Below are 25,064 nucleotides of genomic sequence, written 5' to 3'. Positions count from 1 at the left end.
CGTGCGTGTCCCCAAACCTTGGCGCGGCGCTTGCTGATGGGGACACGCACAAGTGCATGTCCCCGTTCTCAGATCACGATCACGCCTTCGCCCGGCTCCTTGGCATAAAGCCCCGCCACCACCGCCGCCCGCCGGTCCAGCGTCGCGCGCTGGTTCACATAGCCCTTGTCGGTGATCTCGCCCGCGTCGATGGACGGCGGTTCAGTCAGGATGGCCACGCGGGCGATGCGGCGCGACGAGCCGCCGGCCGCGGCGTTGAACGCCCCGATCCGCTCGCGCAGGATCGCGGTCAACTTCTCCAGCGGCGTGCCCGGCCCCTGGTCGGCGACCAGGGCGGTCAGGCCCGCCGGCGAGGGCCAGACCATGGCGGCGGCGAACGGCTTGTCCTGGCCGGCGATCACCGCGTCGTGGATGTAGGGGCTGCAGGCGGCCACCAGGTCGGGGCGCAGCACGCCGACGCTGACCCAGGTGCCGCTGTCCAGCTTGAAGTCCTCGGTCACCCGGCCGTCGAACACCAGGCCCTTGGACGGGTCCTCGGGATCCACGAACCGCGCCGCGTCGCCCAGCTTGTAGAAGCCCTCCTCGTCGAAGGCCGCCGCGGTCTTTTCAGGGTCGCGGTGGTAGCCGCTGGCTACGGTCGGCCCCTTGACCCGCACCTCGTACTTGCCGCCGCCGGCCGGGGCCAGCTTCAGGGCGATGCCGGGCAGCGGCAGGCCGACCAGCCCGACACGCTCGGTCAGCCAGTGGACCACTGTCACCCCTTGGGTCTCGGTCGCGCCGTACATGGTGGTCAGCGGCACGCGACAGCCGGTCTCGGCCACGGCCAGGGCCTGCATGCGGGTATAGACGTCGTCCGACAGGGTGGCGCCGCCATAGCCCATGTATTTCAGGTTCTTGAAGAACGCCCTGCGCAGGACCGGGTCGCTCTCCATCGCCCCGGCCAGCATCGAGAAGGCGATGGGCGCCGAGCCGAACACCACGGGCGAGACCTCGTAGAGGTTCTTGATCGTGGTCTCGAACATGCCCGGCAACGGCTTGCCCTCGTCGATCCACAGCGTGCCGCCGGCCCACATCACGTTGTTGAAGCCGATATTGCCGGCCGAGATATGGCTCCAGGGCATCCATTCCAGGCTGTTGGGGATCTCGTCCGACGGCTCCTCGTCGCGCAACCCTTCCTGGCCGGCGATCACCCCGGCCATCATGGCGTGGGTCTGGGGCACGCCCTTGGGCATGCCGGTCGAGCCGGAGGTGAACAGGTACTTGGCGACCGTGGCCGGCGTCAGGGTCTCGCGCTTGGCGGCGACGTCGCGGGGCTCGGTGGCGGCCACGGTGTCGAAGGCGATTGCGCCCTCGCCGGTGCCGTCGGCGGTGACCAGCAGCAGGTCGGGCTTGATCGCCTTCAGGGTGGCGATGGCCTTGTCGAACATCACGCCGGACTGGGCGAACACCACCTTGGGCGCGACCTTGTCGAAGCAGTGCTTGAGCTTGCCGTGGTCGGCCGACATCAGGCTGTAGGCCGGGCTGACCGGGGCGGCGGGCGCGCCGGCCCCGTAGGCCCCCAGGGTCATCAGGGCGTGCTCGATGGAGTTGCCCGACAGGATCATCACGCTGTCGTCGGCGGTGACGCCCTGGCCCAGCAGCCACTGGCTGATCCCCTCGACCGCCCGCTGGGCCTGGCCGTAGGTGACGCCGCGCCAGGGGCCGTGGCCGGGTTCGCGCTGCTTCAGATACGGCCGGTCGGGATGCTCGGCGGCCTTCTGGGCCAGCAGGTGGCTGATGGTGCGCGGTCCGTCGCCGGGCGCGTGGTTGGAGGTGATGACGATGCTGCCGTCCGGCCGCCGGTCGACGCTGATGTCGGCGCCCTTCATCGGCAGGGGCTTGAAAGGCGCGGTGCTCGGATCCCGCGCGGCCGTCAGGGCTTCGGCGCCGTCCATATCGCTCTCTCCCGGTCGGTTATCGTTGTTTATCGGAGAGTTGCGCGGCCTGACGTCCGCGTAAAGCGTGCCCAAACGTAAAGCGGGCCGGCTTTCTGGGGCGGACTTGTAAGATTCCCCCGTCGCCCGAGACTACCTTGATATGGACGGCGCGAACCCAGCCTCGACACAGACAGCGCAGGACGAGCGCTACGCCCGCGCGGCGGCCGATTTCGGCGCGGCGCTGGAGCGGCTGGCGCGGGCCTACGAGGCCGACGCCGACCAGCGGCTGGACCTGCTGCAGGACATCCACCTGGCCGTCTGGCGCAGCTTCGCGCGCTATGACGGCCGCTGTTCCGAGCGGACCTGGGTCTATCGCGTGGCCCACAACGTGGCGATCTCGCACGGCCAGAAGCAGCGGCGCTCGAAGCCCGAAAGGTTGCTGACCCTGGACGAACTGGCGGCCCAGGGCGATCCGAGCCAGCCCGATCCCGAGGCCCAGACCGCCGACCGCCACGCCCTGGCCCGGCTGACGGCGCTGATCCGGGCCCTGGTCCCGCCCGACCGGCAGATCGTCATGCTCTATCTCGAAGGCCTGGAGGCCAAGGCGATCGCCGAGGTCTGCGGCCTGTCGCCCGGCGCCGTCGCCACCAAGCTCCACCGGCTCAAGGCCGTGTTGGCCCAGCGCATCAACAAGGGAGGTCCCGATGAGCGGTGATCCCTCCGACTTCGATCCTCAAACCCTTTGGCAGAGCCAAGTTCAGGAGCACGAACCCATGTCGCTCGCGGAAATCCACCAGAAGGCGCGGAGCCTGGAAAAGAAGGTCCGCTGGCGCAATGCGCGGGAATATGTGGCGTCGGTCATCGTCATCGCCGGCTTCAGCCCCGTGCTCTTCCACAAGGACAGCTGGATGATGCAGGCCGGCGCGGCGCTGATCATCCTGGCCACGATCTTCGTCGCCTGGCGGATGCACCGGCACGCCTCGGCCAGAGCGGTCCCGGAGGCCGGCGAGGCGCTGCGCGACTTCCACCGCGAGGAACTGATCCGCCAGCGCGACGCCCTGCGCTCGGTCGGCCGCTGGTACCTGGCCCCGTTCGTCCCCGGCATGGTGCTGGTGATGATGGGCCGCTGGTTCCAGTCGCACGTCGGAGGCCGGTCGCTGGCCATGGACCACCTGGGCATCCTGATCGCCAGCGGCGTCTGCGCCCTGGTGTTCGGCGGGATCTGGTGGCTGAACCTGCGCGGAGCGCGGAGGCTGCAGGAGGAGATCGACAGGCTTTGACGCGGGCGTGAAGGGAACCGACGCCCGCCCCCAAAACACCACCTCCCAGCCGTCATTCCCGCCCTTGTGGCGGGAACCCCTCTGTCCGCCGCAGGTGCGGAGGTGTGGCGCGCCAGCGCGCCAAGGCGCTTCACCGTCAGCTGAACCAGGGGTTCCCGCCACAAGGGCGGGAATGACGGCTGAGTTTGTTCGTGTATTGTTCCGAACGGAGTTCGGCGAGGCGCGACATGGTTTCACCCGACGCTTGGATCGCGGTCTACATGATGGCCGACCACTACCGAGGCACGCTCTACACCGGCGTGACGGGTCAGTTCTTCACGCGGATCGGACAACACCGCGAAGGGCGCACGCCCGGCTTCACGCGCAAGCACGGTCTCAAGCGTCTCGTCTGGTACGAATCCACGACCTCATGACCGAAGCGATCCAGCGCGAGACGTCAATCAAGCGCTGGCCTCGGCAATGGAAGATCAACCTGATCGAACGCGACAATCCCCGCTGGGACGATCTCTACGCATCCGACTTTGAATGGACGCCGGTTCCGCGCCAGTTCTAGGCCGCCGAACGAAAAGGGGTCGCACGGCTTTCGCCTGTGCGACCCCTCATCCGTCAGCCTACGGCTGACACCTTCTCCCGCAAGGGGAGAAGGAAGTTATTCCGCCGCTTGCTTGGCCGAATAGCCCAGCACGGCCTTGGTCTCGAGGAACTCACCGAACGCGTGGTCGCCCCATTCGCGGCCGTTGCCGCTCATCTTGTAGCCGCCGAACGGGGCCATCAGGTCGGGGCCGGCGCCGTTCAGGATCACCTGGCCGGCGCGCAGCTTGGACGCCACGGCGCGGACTTCGGACGGATCGTTGCCCGAGACATAGGCCGCCAGGCCGTACTCGGTGTTGTTGCCGATCTCGACCGCCTGGTCGACACCGTCATAGCCGAGGATGGCCAGCACCGGGCCGAAGATCTCTTCCTTGGCGATGGTCATGTCCGAGGTGACGTTGGCGAAGACGGTGGGCTTCACATAGTAGCCGGTCTCCAGGCCTTCCGGCTTTCCGGGACCGCCCGAGACCAGGGTCGCGCCCTCGTCGACGCCCTTCTGGATCAGGCCCTGGATCTTGTTCCACTGCACCTCGGAGACCACCGGGCCCAGCTTGGAGTTGCCGTTCGGGTCGCCCACGGTGTGGGCCTCGGCCGCGGCCCGGGCGATGGCGATCACCTCGTCCATGCGCTTCTGGGGCACGAGCATCCGGGTCGGGGCATTGCACGACTGGCCCGAGTTCATCATCACCGAGGCCACGCCGCCGCCGACCGCCTTCTGGTAGTCGGCGTCGTCGAGGATGATGTTGGGGCTCTTGCCGCCCAGCTCCTGGTGCACGCGCTTGACGGTCGGGGCGGCGTTCCTGGCCACCTCGATGCCGGCCCGGGTCGAACCGGTGAACGACACCATGTCGACTTCCGGATGCGAGCTCAGCGCCGCGCCCACCACGGGGCCGTCGCCGTTGACCAGGTTGTAGACGCCGGCCGGCACGCCGGCGGCCGCCAGGATCTCGGTCCAGATCCAGGCCGAGAACGGGGCCACTTCCGAGGGCTTGAGCACCATGGTGCAGCCGGTCGCCAGGGCGGGCGCGACCTTGCAGGCGATCTGGTTGATCGGCCAGTTCCACGGGGTGATGAAGGCGCAGACGCCGATCGGCTCTTTCACGAGACGCGTCGTGCCGCGATCTTCCTCGAACTTGTAGTCCTTCAGCACCTGCAGCGCGGTCTGGACGTGGGCGATGCCCATGGCCGCCTGGGCGCGCTGGGCCAGCCACGACGGGGCGCCCATCTCCTCGGTGATGGCCTTGGCCATGTCCTCGAAGCGCTTCTGGTACTCGGCGATGATCCGCTCGAGCAGGTCGATCCGCTCCTCGCGGCTGGTCTGGGAGAAGCTGGGGAAGGCCTTGCGGGCGGCGCGGACGGCGGCGTCGACGTCCTCGGCCGTGCCCAGGGTCACCCGGCCGGCGACGGCCTCGGTGGCCGGATTGATCACGTCCACGGTCTTGGAGCCTTTCGGCTCGACCCACTGCCCGTCGATGTAGAACTTCAGGTAGTCGCGCATGCCGTGCTCCTCCGGTTTGGGGCCGCTCTCATCTGGGCAGACGGCGGGCCTCTTTCAAACATCCATTTTAATGATCGTTGATCACTGGGGAAGGGCCGATCGCAATTCCGATGATCTCCCTCACCACATCGGGTCGCATTCGTCGCCATTCAGCGCCTCGGCGATGCGTCGGCGGGTGCTGGGCGTCACGCCCTCGGGCAGGGCGTCGGGCGCGAACCAGCCGATCTCGTGGATCTCGCCCTCGGCGCTGGACTCGCACGGCTCCCAGGCGTGGACGCGATAGACGAGCACGTGATCGCCCGGGTGGCGCGGCTCGTTGCTGTGCACCGAGACCAGGGTCGGCCGGCCGAGCACCCGCACGCCGGCCTCCTCCTGCATCTCGTGGGCCAGGGCCTGCTCGGCCGTCTCGCGCCGCTCGACCCCGCCGCCGGGCAGGTACCAGCCGTGGACATAGGTGTGCTGCACCAGCAGCACCCGGCCTTGCGCGTCGGTGACCACCCCGCGCACGCCCAGCGTCAGGCCCCGCCGGAAGCGGAACCACGCATAGACGAAGGGACGGGTGAAGGGTTCGACACGGCGACGCCAGAGCATGGCGGCAGACTAGCGGCTTGGTCCGGCGACGCCAGGGCCAAGCCGCCGGCGCGGGTCTAGATGCTGTTCAGCCGCTCGACGGCGCTGTTGTAGTTCTTGGTCATGTCGTCGAGATCCTCGACCTTGTGGCTCTGCTTGAGGTCACGATAGTCGCCGATCAGCGAGGTCAGGTTTCCGGCCGCGATCTCGTGGTTGGGGTCCGGCTGCTCGATGGGCGTCTTGGCCTTGGCCTTGACGGCCGCATAGGCCTGGCGCTGGTCCGCCAGGGTCTTGTCGAGGTCGGCGACGATGGCGTCGCCCTTGGCCAGCACGGCCGGGTCCGTGAGGTCCTTGGGCGACTTGAAGAGACTGACCAGGGATTCGGCCTGCTGCAGGGCCAGCTTGCTGTCGTAGCCCAGCATGTCGCCGCTGGCCTTGAGGGCGGCCAGCACGGCCGCCGCGTCTTTCTGGCGCTCGACGTCGAGGGCGTCGGAGAAGGCCTGCATGTCGGTCAGGGCCGTCTGGAACTCGGCCTTGATCAACGGGTCCTCGGCCTTGCCGCGCGCCAGGCCGTCCTCGCGATAGGCCTTGCTGTCGTAATAGATCTTCAGCGGGCGCAGGCGCGCCATAAGCTTGTCGAGATCGGCGATCAGGGTGTCGGCGGCCCTGTCCAGGGCCTGCGGGCCGCCCGGCAGGGCGCGGGCGTTCTTCAGCTTCTCCAGCGCCAGGTCGATCTGGCCGTCGGAGATCAGGATGCTCTCCTGGGCCGTCTTGTTGGGAATGTCCTGCTCGGCATAGGTCTGGGCGGTCGGGACCAGGCCCCAGGTGTCGAGCAGATCGTTGTGGCTCTCGGTGTAGGCGCTGAGCTTGGCCATGGCGGCGGGGTTCTGAACGCTGGCTGGCGCGCCATCGGCGGCCTTGCCGCCAGGGGCCTTGTCGCAACCGCCCAGCCCCAGCACGGCCGAGATCGCCAGGGCCAGGACGGAGGCGGACATCGCAGAGCGGGCCGCGCCGTTGAAAGAAGTGATCACGCCAAGGCTCCCCGAAGGATACGAAGCTCTAGAATGCGCGGGCCGGCGGAAAGCTCCCTGAGGTTGAGCGCTTTTGGCCGATCGACAGGCGAGCCTTGCCCCGGATGCGCCGCCCCGCTAAAGCCGCTGCAACGTTCATCCCAACCGGAGCCGCGTCCATGATCGCGATCGGCATCATCGCCATCTTCCTGGTGGTCATCCTTGGCCTCAACAAGTTCGAGTTCGGCCGTTTCGACTAAGACGGACATGACTCCGCGCGGCGCGGCCCTGGTCACCGGCGCCGGCCGCCGGATCGGCCGCGCCCTGGCCCTGGAGGCCGCGCGGGCCGGGTTCGACGTCGCCGTCCACTACCGCACGGCTAGCGATGAGGCCCAGGCCGTCGCCGACGAGATCGCGGCCCTGGGCCGCCGGGCCGTCATCCTCGACGCCGAACTGACGGACGAGGACCAGACCGCCGCTCTGCTTCCCCGCGCCGCCCGGGCCCTGGGCTCCGTCACCCTGCTGATCAACAGCGCCTCGACCTTCGAGGACGACCGCCTGGCCACCGCGACCCGCGACAGCTGGGACGCCCATCTGGACGCCAACCTGCGGGCCCCGGTCGTGCTGGCCCAGGCCTTCGCCGCCGCCCTGCCGGCCGGCGCGCAAGGCCAGATCGTCAACATCGTCGACCAGCGCGTGCTGCGGCCCAATCCCCAGTTCTTCAGCTACAGCCTGTCCAAGGCCGGCCTGTGGTGGGCGACCCAGACCCTGGCCCAGGACCTGGCGCCGCGCATCCGGGTCAACGCCATCGGCCCCGGCCCGACCCTGGCCTCGGTGCACCAGGCGCCCGGCGAGTTCGAGCGCGAGGCCGCCGGAACCCCGCTGGAACGGGCGGTTTCGCCGGACGACATCGCCGCGGCCCTGCGCTACCTCATTGACGCAGCGTCGGTCACGGGCCAGATGATCGCGGTCGACGCGGGTCAGCATCTGGGCTGGCGCACGCCGGACATCATCGGTTCCTGAGAGTCTCGCCTTGGCCGCCCAACCCCTGACCAACGCCCCGAACGAAGCGGTCCAGCCGTCGCCGGCCCGCATCATCGTCACCAAGGTGTTCGTGCGCGGCCTGAAGGTCGAGGCGGGCATCGGCGTCTATGACGAGGAGCACGGCCGGCTGCAGGCCCTGATCGCCGATGTCGAGCTCGACGTCGCCGTCAGCCACTGCGAGAAGCTGAGCGACACCGTCAATTACGAGACCATCGCCCAGGCCGCCCGGCGGATCGCCGCGGAGGGCCACATCGGCCTGGTCGAGACCTTCGCCGAACGCCTGGCGGAGGCCTGTTTCGAGGATCCCCGCGTGACCCGCGCCCGCGTGCGGGTCGAAAAGCCTTCGGCCCTGGCCCCCCACGCCGCCGCGGCCGGGGTGGAAATCACCGCCGTCCGGGGGTGAGCGAGCTTAGACACAGCGCCCGCCTTTCCCCGTTCCAGCCCGAGACGGTCTGGACGCTGGAGGGCGCGGAGCTGGTCGAGCGTCGCGGTCCGCGCAAGCAGCGCTTCCCGCTTTCCAGCCTGACCGTCTTCCGCCTGGCCAAGCCGCGCGAGGGCGGGCGTCGCCGGGTGCTGACGCTGAGCTTCGGCCGCCGCAAGACGATCCTGACCGCCCAGAGCTATCTCGGCCCCGGCCGGTTCGACGACCGGCTGGCGAGCTTCTCGCTGTTCGCCCGCGCGGTGGCGGCGGTGGCGGCCGACCTGGCGCCGAAAGCCCGTTTCGAGATCGCCGGCGTCATGGCCCCGCGCGAAGCCCTGACCTGGGTGATGAGCTTCCTGGCGTTCGGCACGGTGGTGATGCTGCTGTTCGCCTTCAGCCCCGGCATGCTGGCGATCTCCATTGAGATCGCCGCGCGCATGGCCTTCCTGCTGATCCTGCTGGCGGCGGCGCTGCCGTGGCTGGGCCGTGGGCAAGGTCTGGACCCGCACGCGCTGCCCGAGGATCTGCTGCCGGGCGGATAGGAACACCATGAAGAACCCCTTCGCGAAGCTCTTTGGAGCCCGCGGTCGCCAGGAGTCGTCGGACGCGCCAAGCCCGGAGCCCCTGGTGATCACCCCGATGCCGCCCCTCGTGGTCCTGCTGGTGCATCTGGAAAAGGAGAAGGGCGCGCCGCTGACCGAAGCCGAGGTGATCGAGGCTCGCGACAAGGCCGTCTGCGTCGCGCTGCCCGCCGCTCGGGCCGACGCCATCGCGCAGGCGCGGGGATATCGGGACCTGGACCTCGAGAACGTCTGGGCGGACTGGTTGGACTTCAAGAGCCAGGTCGACTGAACCGCCTTACACGACCTTCATTTGCGTTGCGGGCCGGAATTGACGACCATCGTTCCATGAGCACGACCGACCCCGCCCCCAATCCAACCGACGATCCCGCCGTCCCGCCCTCGCTGCAGGACGACAAGACCATGCCGCTGGTGGTCTACGCCCTGTATCTGGCCGGACTGCTCTCGGCCGGCATGACCGGCTTCGTCGGCGTGATCCTGGCCTATGTCAGCAAGGGCGCCGCGCCCGAATGGCTGCAGAGCCACTACGTCTTCCAGATCCGCACCTTCTGGCTGTCGCTGCTGTTCGGCCTGGTCGGACTGGTGCTGACCCCGGTGGGCGTCGGCTTCGTGATCCTGCCCGCCGTCTGGGTGTGGGTCGCGGTGCGATGCATCCTCGGCCTGTCCTGGCTGTTGAAGGTCCAGCCCTATCCCACGCCCCGCAACTGGATGATCTGATGAGCGACGCCGCCCAAACGACCGCTGACCGCGCCGACGAGGACAAGGTCCTGCCGATCGTGGTCTACGCCCTGTACCTGCTGGGCTTCACCAACGGCCTGACCTTCCTGGTCGGGCTGATCGTCGCCTACGTCAATCGCGAGACGGCGGGGCCGATCAACGCCAGCCACTACACCTTCGCCATCCGCACCTTCTGGCTGTCGATCTGGTGGTTCCTGATCGGCCTGGCGCTGTTCCTGGTGGGCCTGGCCCTGGCGGTGCTGCTGATCGGCATCCCGATGCTGATCGCCGGGGGCGTGATCATGGGCGCGATCGGCGTGTTCTTCGCGGTCCGCTGCATCATGGGCCTGGTCTATCTGCTGCAGGGCCAGGCCTATCCCCGGCCGATGAGCTGGTTGATCTGACACGGACTTCCGTTAGGGCATGGGCGTTTCCAAGGCGCCCAAGCCATGCGGCGCCCTTTATGGCGTCGCTTCGGTCCGGGCCTTCCCCTGGCGGTTGAGACGTCTCGACGCGAGAGCGGCGCTGCGCTGACCTCTCGCTCCTTACGAACGCGGTCATGGAGGGGTGACATGATGGCTCGACTCGTGGGGATCGTCCTGGGGACGATCCTGGCGACATCGGGGTACGTCATCGCGGGTCTGGGCGTCCTGGGGGACTGGGCGCAGAACCTCGATCTCGGACCTTTCGAGCCACACCGCCCGTTCGTGGGTTGGGCGGCGGCGATCACGGGGGCTGTGTTGCTCGTCGCCGCCCTGACCCCGCGCTTCAAGCGCAAGACCAGGCGCAGGGCCGGACCCGCCGTCCTGGGTCCGGTCGACCTGGATCCGCCGCCGGCCGCCATGCCGGCCACGGCCGTCGAGGTCGCGCCGGAGCCCGCGCCGCCGATCGCCACGCCCGTCGCCGAAGCGCCGATCGTCGCGCCGATCCTTCCGACGCCCGTCGCCGCCGCCGAGACCTTCGAGGAGCTCCGCGCCCGCCTGGTGACGCTGAGCCGCCAGGAGGCCTGGTCCCAAGCCGCCCAGACCCTGAACCGCCTGCTGCGCATGGCGAGCGATGATCGCGAGAAGGCGATCTCGCGCCGCGACCTGGGCGACTTCGCGCGCGGCCAGGGCCGGCTGGACGAGGCCGCCGAGGCCTATGAGGAGGCCGTCAGCCACGCCCGCGCCGTCCGGGCCGGCAAACCGGGCGACTTCGCCAGCGACGAGCTGTTGGCCAGCGCCCTGTCGGGCGTGGGCGACGTGGCCGAGATGGAAGGCCGCCTGAACGACGCCCTTTCGGCCTTCGAGGAGGCCCTGGCCCTGCGCCGTTCGCAAGGCGGCCGCGAAGCCGCCGACCCCAGCGCCCGCAGAGCCTTGTCGGTGTCGCTGGAACGCCTGGCCGACCTGCGCGAGGACCGCGGCCACCGCATGCGGGCGCTGGACCTGTACCGCGAGAGCTACGACGTCGCCGCCCGCCTGGCGGCCGCCGATCCGGCGCGGTTCGGCGCCGACCTGGCCTCGACCCGAGCGCGACTGGCCGAGCTTGAAGCGAAGGTGGCGGGCTAGCCCCTACCGCTTGATGCTCAGCAGTTCCTCCAGCATCTGGTCCGCCGTCGTGATGATCTTCGAGCAGGCCGAATAGGCCCTCTGCGTGGTGATCAGGCCGGTGAACTCGGTCGACAGGTCCACCGTCGAGGCCTCCAGCGTCGAGGGCGCGATCGAGCCCGCGCCGCCGTCGCCCGGCGCCTTGAGGCTGAAGCCGCCGCTTTGGTTGGTCACCCGATAGGCGTTGCCGTTCACGGCCTTCAGCCCGTCCGGATTGGCGAAGGTGGCGATGGCGACCTGGGCGATGCGGCGGGTCACGCCGTTGTCGAAGATCGCCGAGACATAGCCCTGCTCATCGACCTCGATATTGGTCAGGTTGCCGAACGCCGTGCCGTTGGTGTTGACCGATTGGACCACCGACTGGCTGTTGAACTGGGTCAGGCCGCCGGCCGCGTTGGCCAGGTCGATCTGGATGTTCTGGCTGTCGATGCCCAGGCCGTCGGCCCAGCGCGGGCCGGTTCCCGTGGCGGCCGGATCGGACGCGCCGATGCTGATCGAGGTCGGGTTGGTGCTCCCGAACAGGCCGCCCGTGCTGGCCAGCTTGCCGTCGTTGGTGAAGGTGATCTTGCCCGAGCTGATCAGGCCGTTGGCGGCGTTGTCCAGGTCGCCGGGCTTGGCGCGCAGCTCGGCGTACCATTCGTTGGGGCCCGGCCCCTTGATCAGCGACAGGGTGATGGTCCGCTGGCCGCCCTTGGAGTCCGAGACCGGCAGCTGGATCTCGAAGTCCGGCTTGACCCCCTTGGTCGGGTCCTTGGCATAGTCCGACATCGAATTGGTCGCCGGATCGTAGGCCCCGGCCGTGACGGCGTCGGCCTTGGTGGTCATGCCCAGGTCGGTCAGGGCCACGGTCTGGCCGCCCGAGGTGAGGGTGGTGACCGGAACGGTCGCGCCGGTGGGGATGTAGCCGGTCAGGGCGCCCGTCGTGGGGTCGTAGGTGGCCGTGCCCGTGGACACCACGGTTCCGGCCCGGCTGACCGACACCGAATACTGGTTGCCCACGCCGGTCGGGCTGTAGGTGACGGCGTAGTCCACCGCCGGAGTCGCGGCGGGCGTTTCCGGCACGGCGGTCTTGGTGACCTTGGCGCTGGCGGCCGCCGACACCGTCTGTTCGGAGCGCAGGTTGGCGTTGATGCCCGCCCGGGTGGTCTTCTCGGCCGCGCCGCCCACCGTGGCGACATTGATCGACGACAGCCGCGACAGGTCGGACGGGTCGGTGGTGATCATGCCGGTCACCGGATCGGCCAGCCAGCCCTGCAGGTAGAGGCCGGCGTCGTTCTGCAGATAGCCGAGGTTGTCGAGTTGGAACGACCCGGCGCGGGTGAACGAGCGGGTGTCGGTGGGCGAGAGGCCCTCCGGCTTCTCGGTGGTGACGAAGAAGCCCGAGCCTGAGATCGACAGGTCCAGGTTCGAGGTGGTGGCCTGGCTCAGGCCCTGCTGGCCGACGAACTGGTGGGTCTTGGCCGAGACGCCGCCGGCGCTGTAGCTGCCGCCCCGCCCCTGCGACGTGACCATCGACGAGAAGTTGGCGGAGCTGCGCTTGTAGCCGACCGTATTGACGTTGGCGATGTTGTCGGAGATCGCCGCCAGCGACGAGGAATTGGCGAGCAGGCCGGAAACCCCGGCCAACATGGCGCTGTTGATGCTCATGACGTGAAAACCTCATCCGACGATCGATGCCGGATGCGGTGCAAATCCTGGGCGAAGCGCGGCGCTTCCAGGTAATCAACAGTATAGATGGTTAATATAACCGCCGTTTACTATGTTTCGAGATCTTTTGCCGAGCAGGTTTTGCCAGGGGGTTTCTTAGGCGCCTACCCAAACCCTCTCCCGGAGGGGAGAGGGAGGGACCCGCGCCGCAGGCGTGGGAGGGAGAGGGTGACGCCCTGTCCGGCTTCACACCGACGCCCTGCCGGCACGCCGGCCAATGTCCCTAACCCCCTCACCTCCCACCGCTGCGCGGCGGGCCCCGCCCTCTCCCTCTGGGAGAGGGGATCCTGGACACAAAAAATCCCGGAGAGCCTGGGCCCTCCGGGATCCTTCAATTCAACGAAGCGGAAGCGGTTTACGCCGGCACCAGCTCCCGGCGCACCAGGCGCGCATATTCGTCCATCAGCGACAGCGACAGCGCGCCCGGGGTGAACCGGAACTCGCCGATCTCGGACACCGGGGTGACCTCGGCGGCGGTGCCGACGATGAAGCACTCGGTGAAGTCGGCCAGCTCGGACTTCTCGATGTGGCGCTCGACCACCTGGACACCGCGTTCCTTGGCGATCTGGATCACCGTCTGGCGGGTGATGCCGTTCAGGATGCAGTCGGGGGTCGGGGTGTGCAGCACGCCGTCCTTGACGAAGAACACGTTGGCCCCCGTCGCCTCGGCGATATAGCCGCGATAGTCGACCATCATCGCGTCGGCGAAGCCGTCCTTCTCCGCGGCGTGCTTGGAGATGGTGCAGATCATGTAGAGTCCGGCGGCCTTGGCGGCGGTCGGGATCGTGTTCGGCGCGGGACGGTCGTACTTGGCCCAGGTCAGGCGGATGCCCTTGGCCTTGGTCGCCGGGTCGAAGTAGCTGGGCCATTCCCACACGGCGATGGCCACGTGGATCTTGGTCTGCTGCGCCGAAACACCGATCATTTCGCTGCCGCGCCAGGCGATGGGCCGCACATAGCAGTCGGTCAGACCGTTCTTGGCCGCGGTTTGCTTGCACGCCTCATCGATCTCGGCCACCGTGTAGGGGATCTTGAAATCGAGGATTTCGGCCGATTTGAACAGGCGCTCGGTATGCTCGGTCAGCTTGAAGATCTCGCCGCCATACATCCGCTCGCCCTCGAACACCGACGAGGCGTAGTGAAGGCCATGGGTCAATACGTGCACCTTCGCGTCCCGCCAGGCAACGAACTGGCCGTCCAGCCAGATCCAACCATCGCGATCGTCGAAGGGAACGAGAGACATCGGTCAAAGACCTCCTTATTTGGAACCCGGTTCTTAGACGCCCCGAGCCGGCGAAGGTCAAATAAAATGGACGCAAGCTGATGGCCGGACCGCTCTCATCGGGACCGCCCGGGAGCCCAATGGGGGGGATTTCGGGTGGTTCGACCGACCCGCGCCTGATCCTGGGCGAGGAGCAGCTGGACGGTGGTCTGGAGCTGCTGCTGCTGGCCGAGGCGGGCCTGTGGGCGGCGGTCGACGCGGCGCTGGAGGGCGAGGGTCCGGGCCTGGGCCGCTCGCACTGGCGCGCCGCCTTCCTGCTGCGCCGCCGCCCCGGCATCGGCGTGCAGGACCTTTCCAGGCTGACCAGCCTGTCCAAGCAGGCGGCTAGCAAGACCCTGTCGGACCTGCAGCGCCTTGGCCTGGCCCAGAAGGCGGCCGGCGACCTGGACGCCCGCCGGCGGCCGGCCGAGCTGACTCCCGAGGGGATCGCCTTCGAGTACAGGGTGGCCGAGCGGCTGCGCACCCTGCTGGGCCGCGCCTATCGCACCGGCGGCCTCGACGGCGTGGCCGGCGCGCGGCGAATCCTGGCGGCCCTGGCCGGACCGCGCCAAGGTGTCGGCCTCAACCGTCGGGACGGGCTATGACCCCAGAAGAACGCGCGGAACGTCACCTGCTGGTCGTCGACGACGACGACCGCATCCGCACCCTGCTGAAGGAATTCCTGACCCGCGCCGGCTTCCGGGTCAGCGCCGCGGCCGACGCCGCCCACGCCGACCGGCTGACCGGGGCGATGGACTTCGACCTGCTGGTGCTGGACGTGATGATGCCCGGCGAGGACGGCTTCTCGTTCACCAGGCGGGTGCGGGCCCGGGGCGGCGAGGCCGGCAAGACGCCGATCCTGATGCTGACCGCCCGCGACCAGACCAACGACCGGATCGAGGGCCTGACCCACGGTGCCGACGACTACCTGGCCAAGCCGTTCGAGCCGCGCGAACTGCTGCTGCGCATCGAGTCGATCCTGCGCCGCGCCGCGCCCAAGCCTTCCGGCCCGCGCGCCCTCAGCCTGGGCAACTGCGCCTTCGAGCCCGAGCGCGGCGAGCTGACCCGCGACGGCGAGCCGATCCGCCTGACCGAGGCCGAGGTCGCCCTGCTGCGCCGCCTAGCCAAGGCCGCCCACGCCCCGGTCGACCGCCTGGAGCTGGCCCGCGACACCGTCGACGTCACCGGCCGCGCCGTCGACGTCCAGGTCACCCGCCTGCGCCGCAAGATCGAACCGGACCCGAAGAACCCGAGGTATCTGCAGACGGTGCGCGGGATCGGGTACCGATTGGCGCCGGACTGATGTTCCACCTGCGCACCCGCCTCTACATCCCCCGCCAGATCAAGCGGTGGCTGCCGACCTCGCTGTTCGGCCGCTCGCTGCTGATCATCGTCCTGCCGGTGGCGGTGATGCAGATCGCCGTGACCTGGGCCTTCTTCGACGCCCACTGGGAGACCGTCACCAGCCGCCTGTCCGAGGGCCTGGCCGGCGACGTGGCCTGGGCGGTCGAGACCTACAAGGACGATCCCTCGCCCAAGGCGCTGGACCAGATGGCCGAGCGGGCCGAGGAGTCGATGTCGCTGTCGATCGCCCTGCAGAAAGGCCGCAAGCTGCCGACCGGCCAGCGCCCCTCGCTGTTCGCCTCGCTGGACCGCTCGCTGCGCACGGCCCTCGACGACCGGCTGGACGACCCGTTCTGGTTCGACACCACCCGCTATCCCGGCCACGTCGACATCCGCGTGCAGGTCAAGGAAGGCGTGCTGCGAATCATCGCCCCGCGCGACCGGGCCTTCGCCACCCAGGGCCACATCTTCATCCTGTGGATGGTGGTGGCGACCCTGCTGCTGACGGCGGTGGCCATCCTGTTCATCCGCAACCAGGTGCGGGCCATCGAGCGGCTGGCCGACGCGGCCGACGCCTTCGGGCGCGGCATCGACCAGGCCGCCTTCAAGCCGCACGGCGCGCGCGAGGTGCGCCAGGCGGCCCAGGCCTTCCTGGCCATGAAGGCCCGCATCCAGCGCCACATCGAGCAGCGCACCGCCCTGCTGGCCAGCGTCAGCCACGACCTGCGCACGCCCCTGACCCGGCTGAAGCTGGAGATCGCCCTGGCCGAGCCCAGCCCGCAGCTGGAGGCCATGGCGCGCGACCTCTCCGAAATGGAGCACATGATCGACGAGTACCTGGCCTTCGCCCGCGGCGAGGGCGGCGAGGAGGCGCGTCAGGTCATGCTGCGGCCGCTGATCGAGGGGGTCTGCGAAGGCGCCCAGCGGGCCGGCGCCAAGGTCGAGGTGTCGATCGGCGACGACCTGTCGGCCATCCTGCGGCCCCAGGCCTTCAAGCGGGCCCTGGTCAACCTGATCGACAACGCCGCCGCCCATGGCGAGACGGTGCGGGTCTCGTCGACCGCCGCCCCGGCCGGCGGGGTGTGGATCTTCGTCGACGACGACGGCCCCGGCATCCCCGACGACCGCCACGAAGAGGCCTTCCGCCCGTTCAACCGCCTGGACGAGTCGCGGAACCAGAACGAGAAGGGCGTTGGCCTGGGCCTGGCCATCGCGCGGGACATGGCCCGGGGACTGGGCGGGGAGCTGACGCTGCAGCGCTCGCCGATGGGGGGATTGCGGGCGGTGTTGAGGTTGCCGGGGTAAGGCGCCGCGCCACGAGAGGGGGACACACACTCACGGCAAGGCCGGTGTGATCCGGGCGAGGTCGTGGCGTGAGTGTGTGTCCCCACCTTCGCCCCGAACCCCTTACCGCATCGCCGCTTCTATAAAATGAGGCCCTGGCTCCCGCATCGCCCGCGCCATCGCCTCGTCGAACGCCTCCGCCGTCGCGACCCGCTCGGCCGGCACGCCCAGCCCTCCGGCCACCGCCACCCAGTCGATCCTCGGGTCGCCCAGGTCCAGCAGCCGCGACGCCGCCGGGCCGGGCTCGCCGCCGCCGGTGCGGCCCATCTCGATGCCCAGGATGCGGTAGGCGTGGTTGGCGAACACCACCACCGTCACGTCTAGCTTCTCGCGGGCGATCGTCCACAGGCCCTGCACCGTGTACATCCCCGCCCCGTCCCCGGTCAGGGCCAGCACCTTGCGGTCGGGACAGGCCACGGCCGCGCCGATGGCCAGCGGGATGCCCTGGCCGATAGCCCCGCCGGTCAGGGACAGCCAGTCGTGGGCCCGGGCGTTGCGGGTCTGGGTGAAGATCGGCAGGCCGGCGGTCACCGCGTCGTCGGAGATGATCCCGCCGGCCGGCATGTGGCGGGCGATGGCCGCGCCCATGGCCCAGGCGTCCAGCTTGCCCGCCGGGGCGGCGGCCGGCGCATAGGGCTCGACGGCCCCGGTCGCCGGCGCGCCCAGCACCTGGGCCAACGCTTCGAGCGCGGCGGCCGCGTCCGTTCCCCGGTCGCCGAGCTCCAGGGTCGCGCAGCCGTCGGGAACCAGCACGCTAGGCCGGTCGGGATAGGCGAAGAAGGCCACGGGCTCGGTCGTGGCGACCAGCACCATCAGGTCGACGCCCTCGAGGTCCTTCAGGGCCTGCTCGCCGAAATAGGGCAGCTTGTCGGGGCGGAAGCGGCCCTCGCCCCGCGCCTGGCGGGCGGTGAACGTGTCGGTCAGCACCCGCGCGCCGGTCGCCGCGATCCGCCCGGCGGCGGTGATCGCCGTCTCGCCGCACGCGCCCGAGCCCAGCAACAGCACGGGCTTGGCGGCGGCCTTCAGCGCCTTGGCCACGGCGGCGACGGCGACCGGGTCGGGCGCTCGGGGCCTGGGCCGCTCGATCACCGGCCCGGCGGTGTTGGTCTCGTTCCAGGCGCTGTCGGCGGGCAGGATCAGGCAGGCGTTCCCGCCCGGCGCGCCGAAGCTGGCGGCCACGGCCTCGGCGGCCAGGGGACCCACCACGTCGGCGCTGTCGGCCGATTTGACCCAGATCGAATTGGGCGCGGCCAGGGCGGCGATGTCGGAGTTCAGCGGCGCGTCGTACTGGCGGTGATCGGTGGCGTGGTCGCCGATGACATTCACGATTGGGGTGAATGCTCTCCGGGCGTTGTGCAGGTTGGCCGCGCCGTTGGCGTAGCCGGGACCCAGGTGCAGCAGGGTGCAGGCCGGCGTGCCCGTCATCCGCCCGTAGCCGTCGGCCGCCCCGGTCGCCACGCCCTCGAACAGGCACAGCACGCTGCGCATGCGCGGCTCGCGATCCAGAGCCGCGACGAACTGCATCTCGCTGGTGCCGGGATTGGCGAAGCAGGCGGTGACGCCGTTGTCGGCCAGGGTGGTGATCAGGGCGTCGGCGCCGTTCATGGTCTTCTCCGTACCGTTCGGACCAGCTTCCGACATTTCGCGGGATGCGCCAACGCTGGTTGCGGGTTCGGGGTGAGAGGATCCGCCCCCAAACCCCCGTCATCCTCGGAACAAGTCCGAGGATGACGGTTGAGGGGAGGTTGCGCTGGCAGCGTCACCCGTCGCAGTCTGGCCCACCGAAGCGCCGCCGAAGAGCGGGCTCGGCCAGGGGGAAACCGGATGTCTCAATCAAATCGCCTGGCCAAGGCCGTGCTGATCGCCTCGATCATCGCCGGGATCAGCTATGTGGCGACCTGGGACCGGGGCCTGCCGCAAGCCGTCGACCTGACCTGGAAGGGTCTGGGCGTCGGGCTGCTGACGGTCTACGCGGCGCTGAACGCCCGGAGCCTGGACGGCCGGCTGCTGGTCGCCGTGATGGCGTTCGGCGCCTTGGGCGACGTGCTGCTGGGGGCGGCCGGACTGACGGTCGGGGCGCTGGCCTTCCTGGCCGGACACCTGGTCGCCATCGGCCTCTACCTGCGTAACCGGCGTCCGAACCCGTCCCGCAGTCAGGTCGCCCTGGCCGTCGTGCTGGTCCCGGCGGTCATGATCGTCGCCTTCCTGCTGCCCGCCGACCGGGCCGGGGCGCCGGGCGTGGCGCTCTACAGCCTGGGCCTGGCCCTGATGGCGGCCACCGCCTGGCTCAGCCGGCTCCCGCGTTACCGCGTCGGAGTCGGGGCGCTGATGTTCGTGGTCTCGGACCTGCTGATCTTCGGCCGGGGCGGACCCTGGCCGGACAGCTTCGCCGTCGGGCTGGCGGTGTGGGGGCTGTATTACTTCGGGCAGCTGCTGATCTGCATGGGGGTGGTGCGGGCGTTGAGCGCGACGGAGGGGACACACACTCACACCGAGGCCTCGCCAAGATGAGCGCGGATCGTGGGGTGAGTGTGTGTCCCCACCTTCACCCGTCACGCTACGAAAACACCATCACCCCGTCGTCCGGCTCCTCGGCGAACAGCCGCGCCAGCTCCGCCGGTCGCCGTTCCCGCGCCAGGGCCTGGTTGATGTAGCCCTTGTCGGTCAGCTCTCCCGACGCCGCGTCCGGGCCTCCGTCCAGCACCAGCGCCCGGGTCACCTTGCCGCCGCCCTTGGCCAGACCGTTCAGCCGTTCCAGCCCGGCGCGGATCGCCGCCTTGACCGCGTCCGGCTCGCCGATCCGCAAGGCCGCCTTGGGGTCGAGGAACAGCATCAGCCCCACGCCGCCCTGCCCTTCGCCACAGACCACCGCGTCCGACACCGCCCCGGCGATCGCCGAAACCGCCGCGACGCGCAGCGCCCCGGCCACCACGAACGTGCCGTTGGCCAGCTTGAAGTTCTCGACCAGCCGCCCGTCGAACACCAGGCCCGCCGAGGGATTGAGCCGGTCGGCCAGCTTGGCCGCGTCGCCCAGCCGGTAGAAGCCGTCCTCGTCGAACGCCGCCGCCGAGGCTTCCGGCATGTCGAGGTAGCCGGGCGAGACCTGCGGCCCCTTCACGCGGATCTCGAACTTGTCGGGCGGGCCGTCGGCGACCGGCACCAGCTTGACCGCCGTGCCGGGCGTGGGCAGGCCCACCATCCCCGAGCGGGCGTTCAGCCAGTGGATGTTGCAGGCGGTCGGGCCGGTCTCGGTGGCGCCGTAGCCGGCCGCGAAGGTCACCCGGCAGCCGATCGTGCGCAGGGCCACGGCCTGGACCCGGTCGAGGATCGACTGGGCCATGGAGGCCCCGCCGTACTGCAGCACCCGCACCTTCTCGAAGAACCTGGCCGCCAGGGCGTGGTCGCGCTCCAGCTCGCCGACCAGCAGGCCCCAGCCGGCCGGGACCATGTTGTGATAGGTCGTGGCCACCTCGCGCAGATTGCGCACGGTCTCGTCGAAGCGCCCGCCAGCCAGCGGCTGGCCACCATCAATGTACAATGTCCCGCCCCGGTGCAGCACCATGTGCAGGATGGCGTTGGCGCCCAGGCTGTGGCTCCAGGGGGCGGAATTGACCAGCACCGGCGGGTCCGGATCCTCGTAGCAGGCGGCGATCTGGGCGGCGTTCAGGGCGATGTTGGCGTGGGTGCAGATCACCGCCTTGGGCAGGCCGGTCGAGCCCGAGGTCAGCAGCAGCTTGGCGGCGTCGTCGGGCCGGCAGACGGGCGGCTGGGGCTCGGAGTCCAGCAGGGCCTCGAACGCCACGTCGCCCTCGCGGGCGTTGCGGCCGGCCACCACCGGCAGGTCGGCCAGGAAGGGCGCGGCCAGGGCGTCGGCGAAGGCCTCGGCGTCGTCGACATAGACCGCCGCCGGCTTCAGCCGCTCGACCGCGAAGGCCAGACGGGAGAGGTCCGCGCCCTTCAGGCCGTACTGCGGCGAGACCGGGGCGATCGGCGCGCCCAGGCTCATGGCGGCGTAGCCGATCAGGGCGTGGTCGATCCCGTTGCGGGCCAGGATCAGCAGGGGCTTGCCGCGCGAGAGACCCAGGCGGACCAGGCCCCCGGCCAAGCGAGCGACCTGATCGGCCGCCTCGGCGTAGGTCACGGTCCGCCAGCCCTCGGCGCCCTCGCCCCTCTCCCCATGGGGCCGCTCGGCCAGCCAGACGCGGTGCGGGGTCTGCGAGGCCCAGCGGACCAGCGGCGCGGTCACGGTCTGGACGGTCTTGGAATAGGGGGTGGGGTTGCGCAGGATCAGAACGTCGCCGCGGCGTTCGACGTCCAGCGCCGGGGGCGCGTAGCGGGCGTCGCGGAACGGTGCGTGGGTCTCTGACGTCCCATCCATGAGTCGAAGTGTTAACCACGACGGGACGGGTGGCAATGGCGGTTAATTGACCCAAGGTCTCGCTTCAGCGCGCCGCCGCCTGCCCCCGCCGCCGCTCCAGCCACAACCGCTCGGCCGGGGCCGGGTCCAGAGCCAGCGCCCGGTCGTAGGCCGCCAAAGCCTCACCGCTTCGGCCCAACCGGGCCAGCAGGTCGGCGCGCACCGCGTGGAACGGGCCGAAGTCGCGGAAGGCGACCCCGTCCAGCCAGTCCACCTCGGCCAGGGCCAGGGCAGGACCCGAGACCTCGGCCACCGCCACGGCCCGGTTCAGCCGCACCACCGCGTCGTCGCGCCACTTGAGCAGGGCGTCGTAGAGGGCCAGCACGGTCGGCCAGGGCGCGGGCTCGGCCAGGCCCGTGCGCGAACACCAGGCCGCGTGGATGGCCGCCTGCAGCTGCCTCGGCCCCGGCTGTCGCCGACGGGCGGCGGCGCGCAGCAGGGCTTCGGCCTGGACGATCAAGGGACGCCGCCACAGGGCCGGATCCTGCTCGGACAGCGGCGTCATCGCCCCGCTGTCGTCCATCCGCGCGGGGCGCCGGGCCTCGGCGTAGCGGACCAGGGCGGCGAAGGCCAGGCACTCGGGCTCGTCGGGCAGCAGGTCGGCCAGGACGGCGGTCAGGTCCAGCATCTCCTGGGCGTAGCCGGCGTGCTGGCCCGCCCCGGCCGCGTCCTCGTGGGCCTTGGCGTAGGCGATCTCCAGGGTCGACAGCACCGCCCCGACCCGCTCGGGCCAGGCCTCGGGACCGGGCACCTCGAACGGGATGCCGGCCTGGGCGATCTTGCGCTTGGCCCGCACCAGCCGCTGGGCCAGCGTCGGCTCGGGGACCAGGAAGGCCCGGGCGATCTCCTGGGTCGACAGGCCGCAGACCAGGCGCAGGGTCAGGGCGGCGCGAGCGTCGGGCGCCACGGCCGGGTGGCAGCAGACGAAGATCAGCCGCAGCCGCTCGTCCGGGATCAGGCGCGCATCGTCGACCATCACGTCCTCCGCGCTGGGGGGCGGCGTCGGCGGATCGGGAACCAGCCGGGTCCGCACGCCTCGCCGCCGCAGCATGTCCAGCGCCCGCCGCTGGGCGACGCTGTAGAGCCAGGCGGCCGGGTCGCGGGGCGCCCCGTCCCCTCCTTCGCCCATTTGGGGCCAAGCCTGGGCCGCGTTCAGGCAGGCCTCGGCGAAGGCCTCCTCGGCCAGGTCCAGGTCGCGGTATTTGGCGGCCAGGGCGGCGATCACCCGCCCGCCGTGGGTCCGCGCCGCCTGGTCGAGGAGGCTCCTCGCCATCGTGGTTACGTCGTGCCCTCGATGATCGGCCGCACCTCGACCGAGCCGTCGCCCGACAGCGGCAGCTTGCGCGCCCAGGCCAGGGCTTCGTCGAGATCGGGGACCTCGATCAGGTAGAAGCCGCCCAGCTGTTCCTTGCTCTCGGCGTACGGCCCGTCGTGCAGCGAACACTGGCCGGCGGCTCGGCGCACGGTGGTGGCGGTGTTGGTGGTCTTCAGACCCGCCCCGCCGCGCAGCAGGCCCTTCTCGACCAGCTCGCCGGCGAAGGCCGTGTGCTTGGCCAGGATATCCTGCCAGACCGGGCTGTTCTCTTCGCCGTAGACGGCCTCGTCCTCGTAGATCACCAGGGCGTATTGCATGGATCAGTCCTCCTCGACGACCGAGCCGGCGGGTGCGCCGCCCGGTCTCGGATCAGAGACGCGGCAACCTGACGGGACTCGACATTCGCCCGCAAGTTTTTCGCACGGCTTTTTGGGGGGCGACCAAATCTCGGCTAAGCCGGGTCGTTGGGACTATGGACGATCGCCCGAACCTCGACCTTGGCTCCGGCCATCAGCGGGATCTTCTGCGCCCAGGCCTCGGCGGCCGCCATGTCGGGCGCCTCGACCAGATAGAGGCCGGCCAGCTGTTCCTTGGTCTCGGCGAACGGCCCGTCGTGCACCACCCGCCCCTCGGCGCCCTGGATGATGGTGCGGGCGGTCGGCGTGTCGGCCAGCCGCGCGCCCAGCCAGTCCATGCCGCTGGCCCGCAGCTCGCCCTGCAGCGTCTCGTGCGCCGCGATGATGTCCGGCAGAGCCGTCTGGCCCTCCGGCGAGGCCCAGTCGGCTTCGTTGGAGTAGATCATCAGCAGGTACTTCATCGAACCCTCCGTCGGCGCACGGCCCGCGCCCTCGCTGGAAGACGCGCGAGGCGGGGGGAATTCGACAGGGGCCGCGGGAAAAAGTCGAGGGACGGTGAGACCCCCTCAGTCGCTCCGCGACAGCTCCCCCAGAGGGGGAGCATCTAGAAGGCGCGGCGTCAGCCAAGATCCTCCCCCTCTGGGGGAGGTGGCCCGGAGGGCCGGAGGGGGTTTACCCCGCCAGCGTCTCCAGGAACCGCACCGGCGCCCCGGTCCCTTCGGCCACGATCTCGTCGTCCCGCATCACCACCGTGCCCCGCACGATGGTCGCCACCGGCCAGGCCTTGGCTTCGAAGCCGTCGAACGGGGTCCAGCCCGAGCGGGTGGCCATCCAGTCGTGGGTGATGGTGCGCTTGGCCTTCATGTCGACGATGGTGAAGTCGGCGTCGAAGCCCTCGGCGATGCGGCCCTTGTCGGCCAGGCCAAACACGCGGTTGACGCCATGGCTGGTCAGGTCGACGAAGCGCTCCAGCGACAGGCGGCCATTGACCACGTGGGTCAGCATGATGGGCACCAGCGTTTGGACGCCGGGCATGCCCGAGGGCGAGGCCGGATAGGGCCGGGCCTTTTCCTCGCGGGTGTGGGGGGCGTGGTCGCTGCCCAGGACGTCGGCGATGCCGGTCTCGATGCCGCGCCAGACGCCGGCCACGTGCTCGGCCGAGCGGATCGGCGGGTTCATCTGGGCGAAGCCCTTCAGCCGCTCATAGGCCTCAGGGGCGACCAGGGTCAGGTGCTGGGGGGTGACCTCGACGCTGGCCACGTCCTTGTGCTTGGAGAGGAACTCGATCTCCTGGTGGGTCGTCACGTGCAGCACGTGGATGCGCTTGCCCAGGCTCTTGGCGATCCGGACCAGGCGCTCGGTCGACTGCATGGCGGCCTGGGCGTCGCGGACTTCCGGGTGGCTGGTCCAGTCGCCTGGACGGGCCAGCGAGCGGCGCTCGGCCAGGCGGTACTCGTCCTCGGAGTGGAAGGCGGCGCGGCGGTTGACGTGCCGCAGCACGTTCTCGACGCCCTCGTCGTCCTGCACCAGCAGGGTGCCGGTCGAGGCGCCCATGAACACCTTGATGCCGCAGCAGCCGGGCAGGCGCTCCAGCTCGCCCAGGAACGTCGCGTTCTCGTGGGTGCCGCCGACATAGAAGGCGTGGTCGGTGTGCATGCGACCCTTGGCGCGGGCCAGCTTGTCAGCCAGGGCGTCCGGGTCCGTCGTCGTCGGCTCGGTGTTGGGCATCTCGAACACGGCGACCACGCCGCCCAGGGCCGCGCCGCGCGAGCCGCTTTCCAGGTCTTCCTTCCACTCCAGGCCCGGCTCGCGGAAGTGGACCTGGCTGTCGATGACGCCGGGCAGCACGGTCAGGCCGGTGGCGTCGAAGATCTCGCCGGCGCTGGCCTGACCCAGGTCGCCGATGGCGACGATCTTGCCGTTGCGCACGCCGATGTCGGCGAAGCCGCGCCCCGCGTGATTGACCACCTCGCCGCCGCGCACGATCAGGTCGAAGGTCTGGGTCATGGGGGCGGCTCCTGCCGGGCTTTTGTGACGGTTCGAGGCGGTCTAGGAGCCCACCCTAGCGCCCGCAAGACCAAATATCGCCCGCTTCCGACATTGACC

At 70.0% G+C, this 25,064-nt stretch carries 26 protein-coding genes and 1 pseudogene; 15 read left to right on the top strand and 12 right to left on the bottom strand.

The window, feature by feature from the left end:
- Positions 1 to 68: 68 nt before the first annotated feature.
- Positions 69 to 1,934: an AMP-binding protein gene (locus tag AC1DYP_RS09295; RefSeq protein ID WP_477046078.1), complete on the bottom strand. Its 1,866-nt coding sequence runs from the start codon at positions 1,932 to 1,934 to the stop codon at positions 69 to 71.
- 142 nt (positions 1,935 to 2,076) lie between these two features.
- On the opposite strand from AC1DYP_RS09295, the gene AC1DYP_RS09290 reads away from it, so the two are divergent.
- The 3 genes and pseudogenes from AC1DYP_RS09290 (at position 2,077) to AC1DYP_RS09280 (ending at position 3,749) form a co-directional block, all read left to right on the top strand.
- Entirely contained in the window at positions 2,077 to 2,631 is a 555-nt protein-coding gene (locus AC1DYP_RS09290; protein ID WP_477046077.1) for an RNA polymerase sigma factor, read from the top strand.
- Positions 2,632 to 2,689: 58 nt separating this feature from the next.
- Complete coding sequence (locus AC1DYP_RS09285) at positions 2,690 to 3,196, top strand: hypothetical protein (protein WP_477046076.1); 507 nt, start codon at positions 2,690 to 2,692, stop codon at positions 3,194 to 3,196.
- Positions 3,197 to 3,423: 227 nt separating this feature from the next.
- Positions 3,424 to 3,749: pseudogene (locus tag AC1DYP_RS09280) on the top strand (GIY-YIG nuclease family protein).
- 96 nt (positions 3,750 to 3,845) lie between these two features.
- On the opposite strand, the gene AC1DYP_RS09275 reads toward AC1DYP_RS09280, so the two are convergent.
- From AC1DYP_RS09275 to AC1DYP_RS09265, 3 genes are all read right to left on the bottom strand, one after another.
- On the bottom strand, positions 3,846 to 5,285 hold the full coding sequence (locus AC1DYP_RS09275) for an aldehyde dehydrogenase family protein (RefSeq protein WP_477046075.1): 1,440 nt from the start codon (positions 5,283 to 5,285) through the stop codon (positions 3,846 to 3,848).
- Between the two features lie 120 nt (positions 5,286 to 5,405).
- Entirely contained in the window at positions 5,406 to 5,876 is a 471-nt protein-coding gene (locus tag AC1DYP_RS09270; RefSeq protein ID WP_477046074.1) for an NUDIX domain-containing protein, read from the bottom strand.
- A 56-nt stretch (positions 5,877 to 5,932) separates the two neighbouring features.
- On the bottom strand, positions 5,933 to 6,886 hold the full coding sequence (locus AC1DYP_RS09265; RefSeq protein ID WP_477046073.1) for a DUF3829 domain-containing protein: 954 nt from the start codon (positions 6,884 to 6,886) through the stop codon (positions 5,933 to 5,935).
- Between the two features lie 104 nt (positions 6,887 to 6,990).
- Between AC1DYP_RS09265 and AC1DYP_RS09260 the strand changes: the two genes are divergently transcribed.
- The 8 genes from AC1DYP_RS09260 to AC1DYP_RS09225 all read left to right on the top strand — a co-directional run bounded on the left by AC1DYP_RS09260 (position 6,991) and on the right by AC1DYP_RS09225 (position 11,175).
- Positions 6,991 to 7,125: a hypothetical protein gene (locus AC1DYP_RS09260; RefSeq protein WP_477046072.1), complete on the top strand. Its 135-nt coding sequence runs from the start codon at positions 6,991 to 6,993 to the stop codon at positions 7,123 to 7,125.
- A gap of 7 nt (positions 7,126 to 7,132) precedes the next feature.
- Entirely contained in the window at positions 7,133 to 7,888 is a 756-nt protein-coding gene (locus AC1DYP_RS09255) for an SDR family oxidoreductase (RefSeq protein WP_477046071.1), read from the top strand.
- A 10-nt stretch (positions 7,889 to 7,898) separates the two neighbouring features.
- Positions 7,899 to 8,312: a dihydroneopterin aldolase gene (gene folB, locus AC1DYP_RS09250; RefSeq protein WP_477033188.1), complete on the top strand. Its 414-nt coding sequence runs from the start codon at positions 7,899 to 7,901 to the stop codon at positions 8,310 to 8,312.
- On the top strand, positions 8,309 to 8,872 hold the full coding sequence (locus AC1DYP_RS09245) for a hypothetical protein (RefSeq protein WP_477046070.1): 564 nt from the start codon (positions 8,309 to 8,311) through the stop codon (positions 8,870 to 8,872). Before folB ends, AC1DYP_RS09245 begins: the two co-directional genes overlap by 4 nt.
- Positions 8,873 to 8,957: 85 nt before the next feature.
- Entirely contained in the window at positions 8,958 to 9,182 is a 225-nt protein-coding gene (locus tag AC1DYP_RS09240; RefSeq protein ID WP_477046069.1) for a hypothetical protein, read from the top strand.
- A 56-nt stretch (positions 9,183 to 9,238) separates the two neighbouring features.
- Positions 9,239 to 9,628, top strand: a complete 390-nt coding sequence (locus AC1DYP_RS09235) for a DUF4870 family protein (RefSeq protein ID WP_477033191.1) — start codon at positions 9,239 to 9,241, stop codon at positions 9,626 to 9,628.
- Positions 9,628 to 10,032 carry a DUF4870 family protein gene (locus AC1DYP_RS09230; RefSeq protein WP_477046068.1) on the top strand — a complete coding sequence of 135 codons (405 nt, stop codon included), beginning with the start codon at positions 9,628 to 9,630 and terminating at the stop codon, positions 10,030 to 10,032. The genes AC1DYP_RS09235 and AC1DYP_RS09230 overlap by 1 nt, the downstream gene beginning before the upstream one ends.
- 168 nt (positions 10,033 to 10,200) lie before the next feature.
- Positions 10,201 to 11,175, top strand: coding sequence for a tetratricopeptide repeat protein (locus AC1DYP_RS09225; protein WP_477046067.1), 975 nt, complete (start codon positions 10,201 to 10,203; stop codon positions 11,173 to 11,175).
- 3 nt (positions 11,176 to 11,178) lie between these two features.
- Here the strand turns inward: AC1DYP_RS09225 and flgE are convergent, their stop codons facing one another.
- On the bottom strand, positions 11,179 to 12,861 hold the full coding sequence (gene flgE / locus AC1DYP_RS09220) for a flagellar hook protein FlgE (protein ID WP_477046066.1): 1,683 nt from the start codon (positions 12,859 to 12,861) through the stop codon (positions 11,179 to 11,181).
- A 415-nt stretch (positions 12,862 to 13,276) separates the two neighbouring features.
- Positions 13,277 to 14,164, bottom strand: a complete 888-nt coding sequence (locus tag AC1DYP_RS09215; RefSeq protein ID WP_477046065.1) for a branched-chain amino acid aminotransferase — start codon at positions 14,162 to 14,164, stop codon at positions 13,277 to 13,279.
- 119 nt (positions 14,165 to 14,283) lie between these two features.
- On the opposite strand from AC1DYP_RS09215, the gene AC1DYP_RS09210 reads away from it, so the two are divergent.
- The 3 genes from AC1DYP_RS09210 to AC1DYP_RS09200 are packed head-to-tail and all read left to right on the top strand — an operon-like array spanning position 14,284 to position 16,831.
- On the top strand, positions 14,284 to 14,787 hold the full coding sequence (locus tag AC1DYP_RS09210; protein ID WP_477033196.1) for a MarR family winged helix-turn-helix transcriptional regulator: 504 nt from the start codon (positions 14,284 to 14,286) through the stop codon (positions 14,785 to 14,787).
- Positions 14,784 to 15,485 (top strand): response regulator, encoded by a 702-nt coding sequence (locus AC1DYP_RS09205; protein WP_477033197.1) that lies wholly within the window; start codon positions 14,784 to 14,786, stop codon positions 15,483 to 15,485. The genes AC1DYP_RS09210 and AC1DYP_RS09205 overlap by 4 nt, the downstream gene beginning before the upstream one ends.
- Complete coding sequence (locus AC1DYP_RS09200; protein WP_477046064.1) at positions 15,485 to 16,831, top strand: ATP-binding protein; 1,347 nt, start codon at positions 15,485 to 15,487, stop codon at positions 16,829 to 16,831. Before AC1DYP_RS09205 ends, AC1DYP_RS09200 begins: the two co-directional genes overlap by 1 nt.
- A 102-nt stretch (positions 16,832 to 16,933) precedes the next feature.
- Here AC1DYP_RS09200 and AC1DYP_RS09195 read toward each other — a convergent pair whose 3' ends face one another.
- Positions 16,934 to 18,475 (bottom strand): acetolactate synthase large subunit, encoded by a 1,542-nt coding sequence (locus AC1DYP_RS09195; RefSeq protein ID WP_477046063.1) that lies wholly within the window; start codon positions 18,473 to 18,475, stop codon positions 16,934 to 16,936.
- 219 nt (positions 18,476 to 18,694) lie between these two features.
- Here AC1DYP_RS09195 and AC1DYP_RS09190 point away from each other — a divergent pair, with 219 nt between their 5' ends.
- On the top strand, positions 18,695 to 19,381 hold the full coding sequence (locus AC1DYP_RS09190; RefSeq protein ID WP_477046062.1) for a lysoplasmalogenase: 687 nt from the start codon (positions 18,695 to 18,697) through the stop codon (positions 19,379 to 19,381).
- 46 nt (positions 19,382 to 19,427) lie between these two features.
- On the opposite strand, the gene AC1DYP_RS09185 is transcribed toward AC1DYP_RS09190, so the two are convergent.
- The 5 genes from AC1DYP_RS09185 to AC1DYP_RS09165 form a co-directional block, all read right to left on the bottom strand.
- The gene (locus tag AC1DYP_RS09185) at positions 19,428 to 21,248 is read right to left on the bottom strand and encodes a feruloyl-CoA synthase (protein ID WP_477046061.1); all 1,821 of its coding nucleotides are present in this window, start codon (positions 21,246 to 21,248) and stop codon (positions 19,428 to 19,430) included.
- Between the two features lie 64 nt (positions 21,249 to 21,312).
- A complete protein-coding gene (locus AC1DYP_RS09180) occupies positions 21,313 to 22,560 on the bottom strand; it encodes an RNA polymerase sigma factor (protein WP_477046060.1) in 1,248 nt (415 codons plus the stop codon).
- 5 nt (positions 22,561 to 22,565) lie between these two features.
- Positions 22,566 to 22,919, bottom strand: coding sequence for a YciI family protein (locus tag AC1DYP_RS09175; protein WP_477033203.1), 354 nt, complete (start codon positions 22,917 to 22,919; stop codon positions 22,566 to 22,568).
- Positions 22,920 to 23,053: 134 nt separating this feature from the next.
- Positions 23,054 to 23,419, bottom strand: coding sequence for a YciI family protein (locus AC1DYP_RS09170; protein WP_477046059.1), 366 nt, complete (start codon positions 23,417 to 23,419; stop codon positions 23,054 to 23,056).
- 211 nt (positions 23,420 to 23,630) lie between these two features.
- The gene (locus AC1DYP_RS09165; protein ID WP_477046058.1) at positions 23,631 to 24,965 is read right to left on the bottom strand and encodes a dihydroorotase; all 1,335 of its coding nucleotides are present in this window, start codon (positions 24,963 to 24,965) and stop codon (positions 23,631 to 23,633) included.
- Positions 24,966 to 25,064: the final 99 nt, after the last annotated feature.

The organism is Caulobacter sp. P1_D6, from assembly GCF_056406095.1.
This window is presented reverse-complemented; position numbering and strand designations above follow the sequence as displayed.

Excerpts from the sequence above, each read along its gene's own strand:
- AC1DYP_RS09175 (WP_477033203.1), bottom strand. The coding sequence starts at position 22,919 with ATGCAATACGCCCTGGTGATCTACGAGGACGAGGCCGTCTACGGCGAA.
- AC1DYP_RS09215 (WP_477046065.1), bottom strand. The coding sequence starts at position 14,164 with ATGTCTCTCGTTCCCTTCGACGATCGCGATGGTTGGATCTGGCTGGAC.
- AC1DYP_RS09210 (WP_477033196.1), top strand. The coding sequence starts at position 14,284 with ATGGGGGGGATTTCGGGTGGTTCGACCGACCCGCGCCTGATCCTGGGC.
- AC1DYP_RS09225 (WP_477046067.1), top strand. The coding sequence starts at position 10,201 with ATGATGGCTCGACTCGTGGGGATCGTCCTGGGGACGATCCTGGCGACA.
- AC1DYP_RS09290 (WP_477046077.1), top strand. The coding sequence starts at position 2,077 with ATGGACGGCGCGAACCCAGCCTCGACACAGACAGCGCAGGACGAGCGC.
- AC1DYP_RS09180 (WP_477046060.1), bottom strand. The coding sequence starts at position 22,560 with ATGGCGAGGAGCCTCCTCGACCAGGCGGCGCGGACCCACGGCGGGCGG.
- AC1DYP_RS09195 (WP_477046063.1), bottom strand. The coding sequence starts at position 18,475 with ATGAACGGCGCCGACGCCCTGATCACCACCCTGGCCGACAACGGCGTC.
- AC1DYP_RS09270 (WP_477046074.1), bottom strand. The coding sequence starts at position 5,876 with ATGCTCTGGCGTCGCCGTGTCGAACCCTTCACCCGTCCCTTCGTCTAT.
- AC1DYP_RS09205 (WP_477033197.1), top strand. The coding sequence starts at position 14,784 with ATGACCCCAGAAGAACGCGCGGAACGTCACCTGCTGGTCGTCGACGAC.
- AC1DYP_RS09170 (WP_477046059.1), bottom strand. The coding sequence starts at position 23,419 with ATGAAGTACCTGCTGATGATCTACTCCAACGAAGCCGACTGGGCCTCG.
- AC1DYP_RS09275 (WP_477046075.1), bottom strand. The coding sequence starts at position 5,285 with ATGCGCGACTACCTGAAGTTCTACATCGACGGGCAGTGGGTCGAGCCG.
- flgE (WP_477046066.1), bottom strand. The coding sequence starts at position 12,861 with ATGAGCATCAACAGCGCCATGTTGGCCGGGGTTTCCGGCCTGCTCGCC.
- AC1DYP_RS09295 (WP_477046078.1), bottom strand. The coding sequence starts at position 1,934 with ATGGACGGCGCCGAAGCCCTGACGGCCGCGCGGGATCCGAGCACCGCG.
- AC1DYP_RS09200 (WP_477046064.1), top strand. The coding sequence starts at position 15,485 with ATGTTCCACCTGCGCACCCGCCTCTACATCCCCCGCCAGATCAAGCGG.
- AC1DYP_RS09165 (WP_477046058.1), bottom strand. The coding sequence starts at position 24,965 with ATGACCCAGACCTTCGACCTGATCGTGCGCGGCGGCGAGGTGGTCAAT.
- AC1DYP_RS09285 (WP_477046076.1), top strand. The coding sequence starts at position 2,690 with ATGTCGCTCGCGGAAATCCACCAGAAGGCGCGGAGCCTGGAAAAGAAG.
- AC1DYP_RS09255 (WP_477046071.1), top strand. The coding sequence starts at position 7,133 with ATGACTCCGCGCGGCGCGGCCCTGGTCACCGGCGCCGGCCGCCGGATC.
- AC1DYP_RS09190 (WP_477046062.1), top strand. The coding sequence starts at position 18,695 with ATGTCTCAATCAAATCGCCTGGCCAAGGCCGTGCTGATCGCCTCGATC.
- AC1DYP_RS09230 (WP_477046068.1), top strand. The coding sequence starts at position 9,628 with ATGAGCGACGCCGCCCAAACGACCGCTGACCGCGCCGACGAGGACAAG.
- AC1DYP_RS09235 (WP_477033191.1), top strand. The coding sequence starts at position 9,239 with ATGAGCACGACCGACCCCGCCCCCAATCCAACCGACGATCCCGCCGTC.
- AC1DYP_RS09260 (WP_477046072.1), top strand. The coding sequence starts at position 6,991 with ATGCGCCGCCCCGCTAAAGCCGCTGCAACGTTCATCCCAACCGGAGCC.
- AC1DYP_RS09185 (WP_477046061.1), bottom strand. The coding sequence starts at position 21,248 with ATGGATGGGACGTCAGAGACCCACGCACCGTTCCGCGACGCCCGCTAC.